The sequence below is a fragment of the Acinetobacter sp. BWR-L5 genome (genome assembly GCF_039655985.1).
Classification (GTDB): Bacteria; Pseudomonadota; Gammaproteobacteria; order Pseudomonadales; family Moraxellaceae; genus Acinetobacter; species Acinetobacter johnsonii.
Map to the genome: position 1 here is coordinate 100,465 of NZ_JAGFEV010000009.1, position 16,903 is coordinate 117,367.

Sequence of the window (16,903 nt, forward strand, 5' to 3'; positions counted from 1 at the left end):
ATCCACAGTTTAAGCCAAACGCTTAAGATGAACAACTCACCATTACCTCAGGAACATCCGTTGGCAAAGGTGCTAAATCTTCCGCTTTCTCTAGTGCTACATTTCGCTCAAATGGGTGGTTAAGCAGGTCAAATAAGCGTTCGACTTCTGAGAAATCATTCCGCTCAGCCAGTTCAATCGCTTTTTGTGCCATGTGATTGCGTAGGATATAAACAGGGTTGGCTTGTTGCATGGCTGCATCGAGTGCTGTTGTGTCTTGATTTGCACGAATCTGTTCATATTGCGCGAGGAAACTTTCAAATTGACGACGGTCAAGGCAGTCATCTTTAATCATTTCATATTGCTGCTCTTGCAAACGCGTAAAGCTTTGTGTGTAGTCGAGCTGTTCAGTTTGTAGAATCCGTAAGAAGGTCATGGCACAGTCAAAACTGTCCGTGTGGAAATGAGGTAAGCCCATTTTCTGACTTAAACCCAGTTTGTAGTGCTCCAAGAACGTGGGTTCATAGTGCTCTAGGCAATCGGCAAGGTCTTGCTTCCATTGTTCTTTGTCATAGTCTTGAGGACAAAGCGGAATGAGGTTATTCAACCATGTCCATAAGTTCCAGTGTCCAATGCTCGGCTGCTGCTGATAGGTATAGCGGCCTTGGTAGTCGGAATGATTGTTAATCCAATTCGGACGGAAGCGTTCCATAAAGCCATAAGGGCCAAAATCGAGGGTTGAACCTGTAATGTTTAAATTATCGGTATTCATTACTCCATGTGCGAAACCGACCAGTTGCCATTTGGCAATCATTATCGCAGTCCGTTGAATCACTTGGCTTGCAAATGCCAAAATGGGTTGCTCTGCCTCTAAACACTCAGGGTAATGCCATTCGATGCATTTTTGGGTAAATTCGTCGAGTAAATCAGGTTGGTACTGGTTGATCCACTCAAAATGTCCCAAGCGAATATGACAGTCTGATGTACGTAACATCATGGCACCGAGTTCCAATTTTTCTCGCTGCACGCCTTGAGCCGATGAGGTAAAGCCAACAGCATTACTTGATGCGACACCTAAACTATTCAGCGCATGTCCAGCCAAATACTCACGAATGACGGAGCGAAGTACCGCACGACCATCTCCCATTCGAGAATAAGGAGTAGAACCTGCACCCTTTAAATGCAGGTCAATGGTTTGCCCATGTTGATCGAGGATTTGTGCGATCAATAAACCCCGACCATCACCGAGCTGTCCTGCCCACTGACCAAATTGATGTCCTGCATAGACCATTGCCAATGGTTCAAATTCACTAAAGGTTTTTTGTCCGCTACAAATCTCTACCCAAGACTGTTTGTCGGCTTCAGACCATTGCAACTGTTCTGCCAAGGCTGCATTGAAGTGACCTGCTTTTGCGCCTTTTAGTGGCAGGGGCTGTTGATGGTGATAAAGTTTTGACGGAAGGAGAGAATAGCGTGAATTGAACTGCATAGTGAAGGACCACAAGGGATAAGCCATGACCCTATCAATATAGCAAAGTTTTAGTGTTAAGACATATATCCAACTGTTTTAGTCAACTATAAACAGTTTGGCACCTTTTGAGGTGGACGAGCGATGGGCTTCGGCTTGATCCGCAACTTGGTAACTCATGCCAGTCGTGAGGGTAAAGCTACGACCATCATCTAGTTCGGTGTGTAGTTCACCTTCTAAGCACAACAGAATATGTCCTTTAAAACACCAGTGGTCGGCCAAATAGTTCTCAGAATACTCCACCATACGCACGCGAATCGCATCAAATTGCTGAGTACGCCATAGGGCATAACCTTGATCACCTGTATGGCGGGTGGTTGGTATCTCGGCCCAGTTGGTGATACCGAAAGGAATGTTGTTAATATCCATGTTGTTATCCTTTATGAACTGCTAAAAAAAGCCCCTTGCGGAGCTTTTTTTGGAATGGTGAATTCAGATATTAGTTATTGTGAAACAGGGGCTTTTTTGATGCTACGCATCAGTGTGGTCAAGGTTTGACGGTGATGACCTAAGCGCTGTTCAACCAATTGAAATTCAATTTTGAGCTTCTCATCCATTTGATGGATTTTTTCTGCCACAGCCGTTTTCTTGGCTTGAATTTCTTGTTCTTTCAATTTTGCCCAGTCATTTAAGGTTTGGGTAAAAGCATCATACTCTTGTGCAATACGAGCTTTCGCGGAACTAATGTCATCACTGACATTCAGACCATGAACTTCTAAGTCTTGTTCAGCGTATTTAAACTTCATCGCAAGTTCAGCTTTTTTAATATTAAAGCTCGGAATACGACGTAAGTTTTTAGCTAAACCAAGTTTTGAGCATGACCAAATCAACCATTTAGTTGGGTCATACTGCCACCATTTCACCCCGTTACGATAGTCGTATTGGAAAATGTGGTGGTAGTTATGATAACCCTCACCCCAAGTGGCAATAGCTAACCAGAAGTTGTCACGTGCGGTATTTTCGTCTGTATATGGACGTTTGCCCCACATGTGGCATAAAGAGTTAATGAAGAACGTGACGTGGTGGCTGAGAATTAAACGCATTAATCCGCCCAACAATAACACGCCCCATAAGTCGCCTACAGCCCAACCAATCGGTAATAAAATACCAGTGTGGACGATGATCACTAAAGGAACATAGTATTTGTGTTGGAACATCACCAATTTGTCATTCAGTAAATCGGGTGCATTTTTAAAATCAGGTTCTGCTGATGGATAATCACGAAGCATCCACCCCATGTGCGCATACCAAAAACCATTGTTAATCGAGTACGGATCTTTCTCGATATCATCGACATGGCGGTGGTGGGTACGGTGACCTGAACTCCAAAATAAAATACTGTTTTGCACGGCAAAGGTACCCATAATCATCAAAATGATTTTTAAAGGTAAGCTTGCTTCATAAGCACGGTGTGCCCATAAGCGGTGATAGCCAGCGGTAATACCTAAGCTACTAACACCCAGTAATACAAACATACTGATCCAAGCGGCTAAGCTGAAATCATGCTGAAAGGCATATAATGGAATTGCAATCACAGCCACAATTGGAAGAAAAACCAATGCAAAAATTGCAACCCAGTTAAATGGGGCTTTGGGTAGGGGAGCATTCATCTCCAACAGCACTCCTGAAACCTTGGGAGGTATAAATGGAAGGTCAATCCATTACTTTTTGCATGGATTAAACTACAGCATATTAGCATGAGCGAACCTTGGTTCACTAGCATTATTGTACAGATGTATTGTACTAAACAGTAACAGAATACGAATGTTTAGATATCGAAATTATCGAAGCATTTCTAGGCTTTATCGTAGCAGAGCGATCAATATGAAAAATCAATATTTTCAGTGCCACTGCTCATGTAAAAATCAAGTCAATCTTTGGCGCTTGTTCAATGCACATCTGTCAAATGTTGTAGCATCATTTTAGGAAAATCGGTAATTAATCCATCGATGCCGCAGTCACGTAAATGTTTGGCGCGTTCTATATCGTTCACTGTCCAAACACTAATGGCTAAATTTGCTTGTTGTGTGGCTTTTAACAAGTCATCGGTTGCGAGTTGGTTCATCCAGCCGATTTGGCAACAGTCGTATTTGAGCGCTTGTTCAATCGCAAGATGTTGAATATCGTCTTCAATTAATAAGCCACGTTTAAATGCTGAGTGTTGATCTTGGAGTGCTTGTAGGATTTTAAGATCAAAACTGGTGATGACCGCACTGTGTTCAAAGCCTTTAAGTTGATGTGTGAGATGTTGTGTCAGTCGCTCCGCTTCAGCTTGTGTTTGCACGGCTTTGACTTCAACTTCAAGATGTTCGAAGTCCTGCATGATCTGGAGGGCTTGTCGCAATGTTGGCGTATTTTGCTTTTCCCAGTCTAACCAAATATGCGCTTGATTATAGGTATCGAGTTGTGTGCTGTTTAATGGGTAGAGCGCTTGGTCGATACCGGTGGTTCGGAGCATGTTGTCATCATGCATAATGATCAGCTCATAGTCTTTGAGCTGACGAACATCAAATTCGACTGCACGTATGCCTAGATCATGAATATATTGAAAACCGCCGAGTGTATTTTCTGGGGCTTCACCACGTGCACCACGATGTCCGATGATTCTCATATTGAACCTAATCTATACGTCTTTTGCGTGATTGTAGCGCTAAAAACATCGGATTGGGGATAGATTCTAAGGTGGAGATATCAGATATGCGTAAATGTGATTCGTAATGGTTTGAGATAGAACTGAATTTGAATGAAATGTTTATATTCACGATAAGTGATGATATTTGAAGAGTTTTACGATTGGAAAATGGTTTTGATTGCTTTTCCCAAAAGAAAAAGAACATCAAAAAGTCTTGCAGTGAATTGATCACTGCAAGACTCTGAAAATCTATTTCGTTTTAAATACTTAGAATGGTTTAAATGGTTTCATTAATATTTTTTTGCCAAAGTACTTCCGATCCACCTTCAGCACGCTGTAAAGCACGCGATGCAACAAAAAGCCAATCCGATAGGCGGTTGAGTAACTGTAGTGCGGTGCTTTGAATATTTTGATCACGAGTGTGCACCGACATTAAACTACGTTCAGCTCGGCGACATACCGCTCGTGCTTGATGTGCATAGCTACATGCTAAAGAACCTGAAGGGAGAATAAACTCTTTCAGCATCGGTAAGTTTTCATTCATACGGTCAATTTCTTGTTCAAGAAACTCAATACAAACAGGCTGGAGCAAATGATAATTTGGAATACACACTTCACCGCCTAAGTCGAAAAGCCAGTGCTGGATGAGGCTTAAGCTTTTATCCCATGTGGCTTTGTCCGTGATTTGACTTTCAGTAATTTGAGCACGAAGTACGCCAATTGTTGAATTAAGTTCATCCACATCACCAAGTGCGGTAATTCTTAGATCATCTTTAGTCACACGTGATCCATCACCCAAACCTGTGGTGCCTGAGTCGCCAGTACGAGTATAAATTTTACTTAAACGGTGGCCCATAATTTGTCCTGCCTAAAGAATGAAAAAAAGGATAATGTCGGTCAAAACATTATCCATAAACTGCGCTGTTTTAAATTGTTTTTTGAGTATTTACATTAAATTAATAACGGAAAGTGACTCCTACAGAGGCTTGACGTCCCCCGTTGACATACCAACCATCGCCAAAGTTATCAGCGGTTCTATATTCTACATCGCCCATATTTTCAATGTTGCTAAACACTTTAATATTAGGATTGATATTCCAGTACATGTTTAAATCAACGGTTGCATAACCAGGAGCTTTAACTTTATTGGCAGTATCTGCATAAATATCAGAACGTGCAATAAGTGAGGCACTGATTCCATAAATCGAATTTTCAAGTCCAGTCGTTAAAGTGAGAGTCTGTTTGGGCTTATATGCGATTCTCAGATCAGTCTTTTTATCTTTTGAATCAGCATAGGCATATTCTGTGGTCAGAAATAAGTCATCTTTTTCCCATTTAAGACCAAGCTCACCGCCATTAATTTCAGCTTTATCGATGTTGATATACGTTGAGTTAGGGCTTGAGTATTTATAGCTGATTAAATTTTTTACTTCAGTATGGTAAGCAGATAAAAAGGCATTTAGGTTTTGCCCAATTCTTTGATCTACACCTATTTCATAGGAAATACTTTCTTCTGGTTTTAGATCAGGATTACCATAGGTATTTCCGTATGGACCTTCGGAGAAGTAGTAGAGTTCTGTTAGGGATGGTGCTTTAAATGCTGATCCAATATTGGCATAAACACTTGTTTCAGATAATATTTGATAACGAACAGCGCCCTGACCAACGGTATGTGTACCAAATTGTTCATTATCTTCAGTACGAATACCAAGCTGAGTATTCAGCTTATCTGTCTGATACTGATGCTGAACATAATAACCTGTAGAATCGATACTTTGCTTTTTATCTTTTACATCATTACTTTTAAAGTCTGATTTTAGATAAGTTACACCTGCAAGTAAATTATTCTTAGAGTTTACATTCCAGTTTAAGTTCAGATCACCTTCATTGTTTTCCGTATCAAAGTGGTCTGGATCATTATCTTTCACTTGTTGACTATCAATGAAGTTTGAATAACGTGCAGATAATGTAAGATTTTCAGCAAAACCATATTGAATGCTTGAATTAATCAGGCGGTTCTCAAATATACGCTCTGCATTATTTTTGCTAGTCATGTAATTGTAGAATTGACTTAGCCCTTCATTTTGACTGATTGATAGGTCAGTTTTAATATTCTTTTTATTGTCGTAACCTACTTTCGCACTATAACCTTTCTGATCATAAGCAGCTTTTTGATCTTTGCTTTGATTATCTAGAACTCGTGTTCCATCACTTTCTAAGCGCTGTCCTCTAATTTGTGCATAAAAACTATCTTGAGTCAGGTCAGCTCCTGCAATAGCTTTATAGGTATTGTTTTCCCCATAGATACCTGTAATAAAACCGCTATTTTTTGTTGGAGTTGAGGTTATCATTTGAACCACTCCGCCAATTGCATCTGTTCCATATTGTACAGAGGCTGGACCTTTAAGAATTTCTATCTGTTCAAGATCGGATGAATCAAGAAATGATGGATAAATTGCAGCAAGGTGGTTTTGGCTATTTAGACGAGCGCCATCTTTTAATATGAGAGTGTGATTTGGTCTAGTTCCACGAATTGAAATTTCCGTGATCTGACCTATTCCACCACTTTGTTTGACAAAAACAGAAGGATCACGTTGAATTAAATCTGATAAGTTAAGAGCTGGATTTTTTTCGATTTCACTTTTTGAAATCACAGTAATACGTGCTGGTACGTCTTTAACCTTTTCTTCAGAACGTGTTGCTGTTACAACCAATGTGTCTAAAGATGCATTAACACTGTCTTGTGCAGATGCTGTTGCGGAGAAACCCATCGCAATAGCGATTGCGCCCACTAAAGCTGTAGGCTGAAATAAATTTGGCATGCTGGCTCCATACATTCACCCCCCGTGAATGATTGAGTTAAATGGCGCAATAAGCAGGTCTCCGGACTTAAATATAAATATTGCGAACAATATTGGTATATCCATCTTCCCACACGAGTGCAGTGATGTAAGTGCAAACACTTATAAAGATATACGTTTCGTTTTACCGTTGCGGGGGCAGTGTTGGACTCTCACCAACTTCCCTAAAGCATAGTGCTTAGACTTATTGCATTTGGGCGAAGTATAAGGTTTGTATGTGAATTAAACAATCTATGTAAAGATTTTTCAGGATGAACTTTACGCAAGGTGAAAAAATTGCATTACAATGATTCGCCCTGTTATTTATAGATCAGCTATAAATAGGGTTGAGCCAGAGTCATAACCTATGCGAACCCGTGCCAAAATTTGTGGAATTACCCGTAGCCAAGATATTCAAGCTGTGGTCAATGCCGGGGCTGATGCAATTGGTTTTGTATTTTTCCCGCCTAGTCCACGCCATGTCAGTGCCGCTCAAGCTAAAGAATTGATTCGACATGTGCCTGCCTATGTGCAAACTGTTGGGCTTTTTGTGAATGCCACTGCGGATGACATTGCCGATGTGTTAAAACAAGTGGCACTCGATATCATTCAGTTTCATGGTGATGAAACACCAGAAGACTGTCAGGCGATTGCGGCACAAGTAGGACGTCGTTGGTATAAAGCCATTCAAGTGAAACCTGAACTGGATGTGGTTGCAGAAGTTCAACGCTTTCAACAGGCAGGGGCAAGCGCAGTACTGTTAGATGCATGGCATCCTGAACTGAAAGGGGGAACAGGACACAGTTTTGACTGGTCACAATTCCCCAAGCTCGATATTCCTTTAATTTTAGCTGGTGGTTTAACCCCAACTAATGTTGAAGACGCTATAAAGACGACTGGGGCTTATGCTGTAGATGTCAGCGGAGGCGTCGAATCCGCTAAAGGTATAAAAGACCAACAACTTATAGAAAACTTCATGCAAGGAGTCCATCGTGGATCAGCAAAGTAATGTGATTGACTATACCCAATACCCAGATGAACGTGGGCATTTTGGTATCCATGGCGGACGTTTTGTGTCAGAAACTCTAATGGCAGCATTAGAAGACTTAGAAAAGCTCTATTTCCGTATGAAGGATGATGAGCAGTTTCTGGCAGAATTCGACCGTGACCTCGCCTATTATGTAGGTCGTCCTAGTCCTTTATATTATGCTGAGCGATGGTCGAAAGAATTGGGTGGTGCGCAAATTTACTTAAAACGTGAAGACCTCAATCATACAGGCTCGCATAAAGTGAATAACACGATTGGTCAGGCTTTACTGGCTAAACTTTCGGGTAAAAAACGAATTATTGCTGAAACAGGTGCAGGTCAGCATGGTGTAGCAACAGCGACAATTGCAGCGCGTTTAGGGCTTGAATGTGTGGTATTCATGGGTGCAGAAGACGTGAAACGTCAAGCCATGAATGTCTATCGTATGCGTTTACTCGGTGCGACCGTTGTGCCTGTGGAAAGTGGCTCTAAAACATTGAAAGATGCCATGAACGAAGCAATGCGTGATTGGGTGACCAATGTTGATTCAACTTACTATGTGATTGGTACAGTTGCAGGCCCGCACCCATATCCTCAATTGGTTCGTGATTTCCAGTCAATTATTGGTCGTGAAGCTCGCAAACAAATTCAGGAACAAGCAGGGCGTTTACCTGATGCCTTGGTAGCATGTGTAGGTGGTGGTTCAAATGCAATGGGCTTGTTCTATCCATTCTTAAATGACCCAGATGTGAAAATGTATGGTGTTGAAGCGGCGGGATATGGTATTGAAACAGGTAAACATTCTGCACCGTTAAATGCAGGTCATGTTGGTGTTTTACACGGTAACCGTACGTATTTAATGTCGGATGAACAAGGTCAAATCATTGAAACCCATTCGATTTCAGCAGGTTTAGATTATCCAGGTGTAGGCCCTGAGCATAGTTTCTTAAAAGATATGCATCGTGTTGAATATGTGCCGATCAATGACAACGAAGCTTTACAAGGTTTCCGTGATTTAACCCAGATTGAAGGGATTATTCCAGCACTGGAAAGCTCTCATGCCATGGCCTATGTGACTAAACTTGCGCCAACGATGTCTAAAGACCAAATTATTATTGCGACTGTTTCAGGTCGTGGTGATAAAGATTTGATGACTGTGGCACGTATTGATGGCGTGGAAATGGTTGAGATGTAATTTTCCTCTGGTGTGAAGCTTCTCTCTGTGGAGAAGGTTATACAATATGAAAATCGTGCTGAAGTAATTCAGCACGATTTTTTTGAAATAGACGTTTATCAAAAACATGAATAAGTGAAGGCGACATGGATGTTGCCCGTTGAGTAGCTTTACAGGGATGTAATGTCCGCTCAACAAGATGGTTTTGTTACTTTTGCCGAAACAAAAGTAAGATATTTCCTCCTAATGAAAACTCTGGTCAAATCTATCTTACTGGTCATGTCACGTTAGCTGCATTTTGACGGAGTCTTGGCTGCTTACACCTCAAATGTAAGGAGTTCATAATGTTACTTTGGATAAGCCCAAAGTAACCAAAGGCATTGTCATTCGCAAAACTCGTCCTATACTTTCATGTGATTAATATCGTTGCAAAAACATTTCTCTCGAAGGATGGTCTAGCTCGAACAATTGCGAATGACGTTTCAGTGAGTCGCATGTTAGCTGTAAAAAATGTATCAAAAGAAAGGAAATAGAATGCCCAGCCTATTTATGGTCATGCTTGGTGGTCGTCATGCCCGCGCCAATACCGAAGTCCATGATGTTGTATTTGCAGTCGCTGACAGTTTAGAAGAGAGTTACCCGCAACTTAAAAATGCATGGTTTGGTGAACAAAAAGGCTTACATATTGATGCTTGGATGCAAGTGAATGGTATTGAATGTCGAGGGAAAAAATACCAAATACAGTTTAGTGATGCCCAACCCCAAGCAGAGGATGAAAAACTGTGGTTAATAAATTTAGGTGGCTATGACACACGTGAATTTGGTGAGTTACATCGCTATGTGCTGGTCGTTGCCTCGCATGCAGCAGAAGCCAAGCAACTTGGCAAACAATACTTTGATCAAAAGTGGCAAAAGCAACATACTGACCGTGTTTTAGACGTCGATGACTGTATTGCGATTGATTGTGTACATGGGCGTTATGTGGCTTTGGTTGAAGCTGAGTTTGATGCAAACACGTGGGAAAATACATATCTCATGTTAAATTCAGTTTGAATCATTCCTAATTTTTTTAAGTGATGTATTAAAAAGAAAAAGCAGGTTTAGTGAATAATTTGATGAAAAAACAAACTAAATACTTTTCACCTTTAAAATTATAGGCATAATATGCTTATGGATATTAATTAACTTTTGCTTAAGGATAAAGCATCAATGGATTTGATTCAGTCCAACGGACAACCACATTATGGTCGGTTTAGCGAACTTCCAAAAACCATTGATTTAAATAAGTATCAGTATAAAACCCCATATGGTGAAGTACTTACGGGATGGCGGAAAAAGCTGAAATATAAGAAATTTAAGTTTTGTAGCATTCAACATGAACACTACACCATTGGTTTAGCGATTGCTGATATTGCTTGGGCTGGGCATGGTTTCGTTTATATTTATGATCATCTCAAAAATGAAGTGCTTGAATGGAACGCCGTGAATTTTCTGGCGCGTAAAACCGTTTTAGATGAACAGCCTTTGTATAACCAGAGTGTGTTTGCAAATTCACCGTTTCAAATTGAAATTCAGCATGCCAATGGTGTGCGCTATGTTCAAGTCACCAAGTATGGTGAAATTAAGCTGAGCGCCCGTATTTTCTGCGCAGGTACTGATCCATTGAGTATGTGTAGTCCAACAGGGATTAATGGTTGGACTTATACCCAGAAACTGACCACCTTAGCGTGTGAGGGTTTTTTTACCAATAAAGCGGGGCAGATCATTCAGTTTAATGAGCGGACCTTGGCTGCGCTAGATGATACCTGTGGTTTCCTCCGACCAGAAACAGCTTGGTTTTGGCTTTCTTGCAGTTTTTGGGATGCACAGGGTAAGCGTATTGGTCTGAATTTAGCCTCTGGTGTGAATGAAAGTTTTGGTAATGAAAACTGTCTGTGGGTGAATGGAAAGCTCTATACCGTGAGTGATGTTCTGTTCCAAATGGAAGAAGAAGGGCGTTGGAGCATTCGCTCGCTAGATGAACGCTTAAATTTAACAGTGACCACGGGGTGGCGCCGTTTTGAAAATCTAAATTTGCGTCTCGTGGGCAGTCAGTTTAGTCAGTGGCAAGCCAAAATTAGCGGTACGATTCAGCAGGGTGATCAAGAGATTGTATTGCTAAATGAATATGGACTGCTCGAACAGCACTATGCAAAGTGGTAAAAAGACCTGTGATAAAAAAAACCGGCATCATGCCGGTTTTTCTTTTGCCTTTATTTATTAAAGCGACTAATTTGCTCCAATGCTGCTTGAACATGAGCATAGTTTGGCTCTTGATCTGACATTGGCTGATTCTTTTTGTCTAAGATTTCGAACTGCCCAACAGCCCCTACTTCTAAGATGTTTTTAGGGGTAACAATGCCATATTTACTATAGCTTGAGGTTAAAATCCAATCACGTTGAATTTGTGGTCCCAACAAATCTTCACCCACTGAATAGTCGTGAATTTTTGTGGTCACACCCAAATAGTTCTTCATGAGGGTTGGAATAATATCTTGATGACTAGTTAAAACTTGGTTATTCCATAGTTTATCAGCTTGAATCTTCGGACCAATGATTGCAAAGGGAACTTTGACTTGAGGGTCGGTAAAGTTACCATTATGTCCCCAGAAGTTTTGAAGATTATCATTCACCTCTTGTCCGTGGTCGCCAGTAATGATGACCAATGTGTTTTCTGCATCACCCGTTTCTTTTAGTTTATCTAAAACCTGTTTCACAATGCTGTCGACGTAGTGCACACTGGTTTTATAACGATTCATCATTAATGAACGATCAGAATCATTACTTAACTTGAGATAATTAACTTCATCCAGCATAGGTTTGTACTGGTGTGGATAGTCTTTAGGGAAGCTGTATCCGTGTGGGGAGTCGTAAAATAAAAATGAAAAGGTCGGTTTGTTTCGATCTCTTTTTTCATACCACTTTAACCAATCTTGCGTTAATTCCTCATCTATACCCCCCGCCACTTTGCCAGAAGAACCAATACGTAAATTAGGCACTTTTGAAAACGCGGTTTCGTGGAATTCAGGGTTGGTTAATTTGGCTGCAGCAAATAAACCGAGTTGATAATCTAGCGCTTGCAAACGATCAATAAATACTGGACTTTGGCGGTTCACAATCATGCCGTGCCAGTAAGTACCAGGAATACCATAGAACATCCCGAAAATACCTGTGCGTGTGGCATTTCCTGTTGAATAGTGTTGATTAAAAATCTTTCCGTTCTGCGCATAACTCCACAGGTTTGGTGAGTTGTCTGCATTAAATGTGTCTGCACGCCAAGAATCAATCACGATAAACATAATATTGGTAGGTTGCTTTGGAGCTTCTCCAACAATCGGCGTCAGCGGATAATTTAGGTCACTTTTACGTTCTAAAGACATAGCCTTTTGTTTTTCTAAGGCTTCTTCATCAATCCAGCCGTATTTTTTCATGGTTTTATTCGAGGTCATCGGATAAAACATTGGTAAATAGCGTTGTGTCATGGTCACAGGCTGATACACATGTGCCGCTGCCCAAACATGGATACCATTACTTAAAAGTAACGTGACAAACACTAAGCCTGTAAACTTTTTACCAATGCTCCATGAAAACGTGGGTAATTTTTTCTCTAAGAATCGAATGAAGTAAAATTGTGCCGCAAAAATACAGGTAATCGCAGCAATGACCATCAGCCATGTTGAGAGTGAGAAACTCACAACCTGACCTGACATCACCAGTTCCAACATGACAGTATTGATGTGGAAACGGTACTGTGCATAAACAAAGGTATCTATGATCAGTGCAATGAGTGCCAAGCTAGCAATACTTGCTTGCGTAATATGACGTAGCGTATTGGGTAGAAATAAGCTCGGAATCAAGATCAAGCCAATCAGGGACGCAAGCACAGTCATGTGCGAGAATGTTCCAGTAAATAAGAAACTGAATCCCAGTAAATCTGTTGGAAACTCAGATAAATACAGGAAATATCTGCAAGCAATGAGCATCGAAATCACTGCATTGACCATGATCAGATAACCAAGAACGCGGAGTTTGAATTTAAACGACATTTTTAACTTCGGATGTAATTGGACATACAAATTCAACTTCATATGCCCATGTTTTAAGATGGGCGTATGATACCTAAACTCATCCAAAGTGTATATTTGTTGCGCTTACTGAATTATTTCCCAGCTTGCCAAAAAGCTTCACCTGCTAAAATTGGGTCATGACTTTCTGCTAGGGTGTCCATCCAAACATCGTACTGTGCAATCACAGGATGTTGATTGGGATGAAAGTCTTTCTTAAACCAATCGAGATATTGACCACGCATCCGAGACAGTATCCCTTTTTTCCCAAAGAACCAGGGCAGTCCTTTACGCATCATTTGCAAGCGTTGAATACGGCTAAAGCCATCATGCTTGAGCATGACATCTGCACGATAGGTAGTGAAACCAAACATCATCACCGTGGTAAAGGCCAATGCAAATAGACGCGTTGTTTCGGGTACATGTCCGACTTGTTTCATCACATCAAACGCCACATCACGGTGTTCCATTTCTTCAATGGCATGCCATGCAAATAAAGCACGCACATAAGGATGAGCCTCAGCCAACGTGGCTTTATGGCTATAAAAAGTCTCGGCCATCAGTGCAGTTAAATGCTCTGCCGCAGCCGTCATGGCAATGTTGTACTGAGGTGAGCGTTTACTCAGTTCAAATTTAAAAATTTTATTTAAACGCTGAATAAACTGATCGACTGGCATGCCTTGTTCTCGCATGACTTGATTCATTTTGTCATGGGCAATGCCATGCTGTGCTTCCTGCTTAATAAAATCGCTTACACGTGCAGCTAAGCTTGGGTCTGTAATTTGGTCCCGAAACAAACGCACGCTTTGAATAAAATAGCGTTCTCCATCGGGGAAAGTGAGGCTGAGTGCATCGAACATGCGCGTCCGAAATGGGTCACCGCCAAACCAAAAACGGGGCACTTCATCGAGCTTAAAATTAAGTTGGGTTCGCACAATCGGTTCAATAGGGGCTGTAATAATGGCATTCATTTTGTTTTACTTCATTTGCCTTGGATGATTGCAGTATGTCGGAGAAAATGCAGTTTGTTTTGACAGATATTGCCATTTTTTATACATTTTACGCCAATGTGAAAATATCGCATGTCAAATAGCGGGTGGGCCGTCATGCAAGAATTACAAATCCCCAATGGTTATTTTCAGCTCTGGAATATGTATCTTATAGAGCAAGGAATTGATTTTCATCAACTCGGTTTTTTAGCGCAATATCAGTATGAACTGGAGCATGTATTACAACTGCCAATCGATACCCAATCGCCATTTTCATTCTTTCAAACGATTTTACAACTGACGCGAGAACAGTTGGATTGCCCTCAGTTGATTATGGAGATGGCAAAATTTATTCAACCTGAGCATTTTGGTGTTTTAGGTTATATGGCCACACGCAGTAATAGCGTGGCTGAAGCACTGAGTTATGTGATGCGCTTTAGTCGTTTGGTGATTGATGGGGCAGAAGTTAGTCCCATGCAGATGCAGCAATGGGGCAATGAAATTTGGCTGACTTGGCCTTTTCTCAATGAGAAATATGCTTCACTGAATGAAATGACCATGGCATCCATTGTGCATTTGGCCAAGAAAATTTTCCCCGATCAATTACAATTCTTAAAAATCCAAATGGCGCATCCAGCCCAGATGGCACAGTATCATTATCAAAAATTTTATGGCTGTGAAGTGAGCTTTAATCAAGCCTGCTATGCCTATGTGATGAGTGCGGACAGTTTGACTTTAAAATCGGGCTTTGCTGATCCTTCTTTAACGCAGCTTTTACTGAAACAAGCAGAGGTAGCAATTGCCCTCAAGCCTCGTTATGAGAGCGTATTGCAACAGATTCATAGCGCCGTGGCCGATTATCTTAAGGCACATGCGGAAGCCCCTAAAATTGAACAGATTGCCAATGAATTACACCTGTCAACGCGAACCTTACAACGCCAGTTGCAAGACTGGGATAGTTCATTTAAGCGAGTACTTGAGTCAGAGCGCATGAAGAGATGTGAATATTTATTACAACAAGGTTTGAGTTTGACTGAAATCGCCTTACAACTCGGCTATTCGGGGCAGTCAGCTTTAGCACGTGCCTATAAACAGCATAGTGGACAGACCTTATTGCAGTTAAAACGACAACTGAAATAACAGCTGGCATAAAAAAAGCGCCTTTGGAGAGGCGCTAAAATGTATGCAATGATCAGGATTTCAGTCGTGGAAAACGAAACGCAATCGCAAGGATGGCAAAGATTGCCAGTATCCAACAGTAGTAAATGCTGCCGATGAGTTCAACTGGTGAAAGCTTTGCAATTGAGCAGGCCAATAGAAGTTGTGCACCATAGGGAATAAGCCCTTGTACAACACATGAAAAGATGTCGAGCAAAGCGGCTGCACGTTTGGGGTCTACGCCATATTCTTTAGCGACTTCACGCGCCATATCGCCCGATAAAATAATCGCTACAGTGTTGTTGGCCACAAAAATGTTAGAGAAAACTACTAAAAAGCTCAATCCGATTTCACCTGCGCGCTCACGACCAACTTTAAATAAACGGGTGAGGCTGTAAATGCGTTGAATAAGCCAGTCGAGACCACCTTCTTTTTGCATAATGGTCGAAAGACCGCCCAAGAACATCGACAGTAAAGCGACTTCAAACATACCGACAAAACCATCATAGATGGCTGTGTTGAGTTGAATGACGGTAAATTCTGGCTGTGTAATCAGTCCCATCACCCCAGAGAGCACTACACCGACTGTAAGTACCGCAAGCACGTGTAAACGACTGAAGGCGAGGAAAAATACCACGACATAGGGCAACACCAGCCAAGGATTAAAGTCTTTGGATTGAATAGTTTCGGTTTGATGGATGCTAAAGACATAAATCGCGATTGTGATTAAAGCCGCAGGTACTGCAATCCAGACATTGACGCGAAACTTGTCTCGAAGCTGAACGTTTTGACTGGTGGTGGCTGCAATGGTGGTATCCGAAATCATCGACAGGTTATCACCAAACATCGCACCGCCCACGACCGCACCTATGGCATAGACCGCAGCAATATCGGTGGCTTGAGAGAAACCAAAGGCAATCGGTGCACAGGCAGCAATGGTGCCCATCGAGGTGCCCATTGCTGTTGCAATGAACGCTGAAATAATGAATAGCATGGGCAGCACAAAGGCTGGTGGAATCGCAGACAAGCCCATTTGCACTGTGGCATCGACACTACCAATGGCGCTGGTGGTACTGGCAAATGCACCTGCCAGCATGAACACCATGAACATCAAGATGAGGTTCGGGTGACTTGCACCGCGCAGAAAGGTTTCGATGCCTTGATTCAGCTCACCGCGGTAGATCAACACCGCCAAAATAATGGCAGGAATGGCCGCAACAGGCGCTTTCATTTGATAGAACGCAAACTCGGTTCCAATCACAGAATGGTAAATACCACTGCCTAAGAAAATGGCTAAAAAAACAATAAGCGGTAACAGCGCAAGCGCACGTGCTTGCACTAAACCTGAGTTATCGGTGGTCATAGGAGATAGGGAAATGAAAGAATGTGCGTAGTATAATGCAGGTTTTGCTATTTCATAAAACTTTAAATGTAAAAGCTAAGCCGTCTATTTTTATCATTTTTTTGCAAATA

The 16,903-nt window shown here is 41.5% G+C and carries 14 protein-coding genes and 1 riboswitch; of the genes, 5 read left to right on the forward strand and 9 right to left on the reverse strand.

What is annotated here, in order from left to right:
• Nucleotides 1-22 precede the first annotated feature (22 nt).
• From JZ787_RS15230 to JZ787_RS15255, 6 genes are all read right to left on the reverse strand, one after another.
• Nucleotides 23-1,468, reverse strand: a complete 1,446-nt coding sequence (locus tag JZ787_RS15230; protein ID WP_346312763.1) for a protein adenylyltransferase SelO family protein — start codon at nt 1,466-1,468, stop codon at nt 23-25.
• A gap of 78 nt (nt 1,469-1,546) precedes the next feature.
• A complete protein-coding gene (locus tag JZ787_RS15235; RefSeq protein ID WP_346312745.1) occupies nt 1,547-1,876 on the reverse strand; it encodes a DHCW motif cupin fold protein in 330 nt (109 codons plus the stop codon).
• A 74-nt stretch (nt 1,877-1,950) separates the two neighbouring features.
• Nucleotides 1,951-3,117 carry an acyl-CoA desaturase gene (locus JZ787_RS15240; protein WP_058951655.1) on the reverse strand — a complete coding sequence of 389 codons (1,167 nt, stop codon included), beginning with the start codon at nt 3,115-3,117 and terminating at the stop codon, nt 1,951-1,953.
• Nucleotides 3,118-3,395: 278 nt separating this feature from the next.
• Nucleotides 3,396-4,118, reverse strand: a complete 723-nt coding sequence (locus tag JZ787_RS15245; protein WP_346312746.1) for a glycerophosphodiester phosphodiesterase — start codon at nt 4,116-4,118, stop codon at nt 3,396-3,398.
• A gap of 298 nt (nt 4,119-4,416) precedes the next feature.
• Entirely contained in the window at nt 4,417-4,995 is a 579-nt protein-coding gene (locus JZ787_RS15250; protein ID WP_346312747.1) for a cob(I)yrinic acid a,c-diamide adenosyltransferase, read from the reverse strand.
• A gap of 100 nt (nt 4,996-5,095) precedes the next feature.
• Nucleotides 5,096-6,961, reverse strand: a complete 1,866-nt coding sequence (locus JZ787_RS15255) for a TonB-dependent receptor (protein WP_151836105.1) — start codon at nt 6,959-6,961, stop codon at nt 5,096-5,098.
• A 34-nt stretch (nt 6,962-6,995) separates the two neighbouring features.
• Nucleotides 6,996-7,203: riboswitch (cobalamin riboswitch) on the reverse strand.
• Nucleotides 7,204-7,346: 143 nt separating this feature from the next.
• Here JZ787_RS15255 and JZ787_RS15260 point away from each other — a divergent pair.
• The 4 genes from JZ787_RS15260 (at nt 7,347) to JZ787_RS15275 (ending at nt 11,382) form a co-directional block, all read left to right on the forward strand.
• Nucleotides 7,347-7,988 carry a phosphoribosylanthranilate isomerase gene (locus tag JZ787_RS15260; RefSeq protein WP_346312748.1) on the forward strand — a complete coding sequence of 214 codons (642 nt, stop codon included), beginning with the start codon at nt 7,347-7,349 and terminating at the stop codon, nt 7,986-7,988.
• Nucleotides 7,972-9,201, forward strand: coding sequence for a tryptophan synthase subunit beta (gene trpB, locus JZ787_RS15265; RefSeq protein WP_346312749.1), 1,230 nt, complete (start codon nt 7,972-7,974; stop codon nt 9,199-9,201). Before JZ787_RS15260 ends, trpB begins: the two co-directional genes overlap by 17 nt.
• 513 nt (nt 9,202-9,714) lie before the next feature.
• On the forward strand, nt 9,715-10,233 hold the full coding sequence (locus JZ787_RS15270) for a DUF1543 domain-containing protein (RefSeq protein ID WP_346312750.1): 519 nt from the start codon (nt 9,715-9,717) through the stop codon (nt 10,231-10,233).
• 156 nt (nt 10,234-10,389) lie between these two features.
• A complete protein-coding gene (locus JZ787_RS15275; RefSeq protein WP_159153230.1) occupies nt 10,390-11,382 on the forward strand; it encodes a DUF2804 domain-containing protein in 993 nt (330 codons plus the stop codon).
• Nucleotides 11,383-11,432: 50 nt separating this feature from the next.
• On the opposite strand, the gene JZ787_RS15280 is transcribed toward JZ787_RS15275, so the two are convergent.
• Complete coding sequence (locus tag JZ787_RS15280) at nt 11,433-13,265, reverse strand: DUF3413 domain-containing protein (RefSeq protein WP_346312751.1); 1,833 nt, start codon at nt 13,263-13,265, stop codon at nt 11,433-11,435.
• Between the two features lie 113 nt (nt 13,266-13,378).
• Nucleotides 13,379-14,254, reverse strand: a complete 876-nt coding sequence (locus JZ787_RS15285) for a metal-dependent hydrolase (protein WP_346312752.1) — start codon at nt 14,252-14,254, stop codon at nt 13,379-13,381.
• 135 nt (nt 14,255-14,389) lie between these two features.
• Between JZ787_RS15285 and JZ787_RS15290 the strand changes: the two genes are divergently transcribed.
• On the forward strand, nt 14,390-15,412 hold the full coding sequence (locus JZ787_RS15290; RefSeq protein WP_346312753.1) for an AraC family transcriptional regulator ligand-binding domain-containing protein: 1,023 nt from the start codon (nt 14,390-14,392) through the stop codon (nt 15,410-15,412).
• A 52-nt stretch (nt 15,413-15,464) separates the two neighbouring features.
• Here the strand turns inward: JZ787_RS15290 and JZ787_RS15295 are convergent, their stop codons facing one another.
• Entirely contained in the window at nt 15,465-16,793 is a 1,329-nt protein-coding gene (locus JZ787_RS15295) for a Na+/H+ antiporter NhaC family protein (protein WP_346312754.1), read from the reverse strand.
• Nucleotides 16,794-16,903 lie beyond the last annotated feature (110 nt).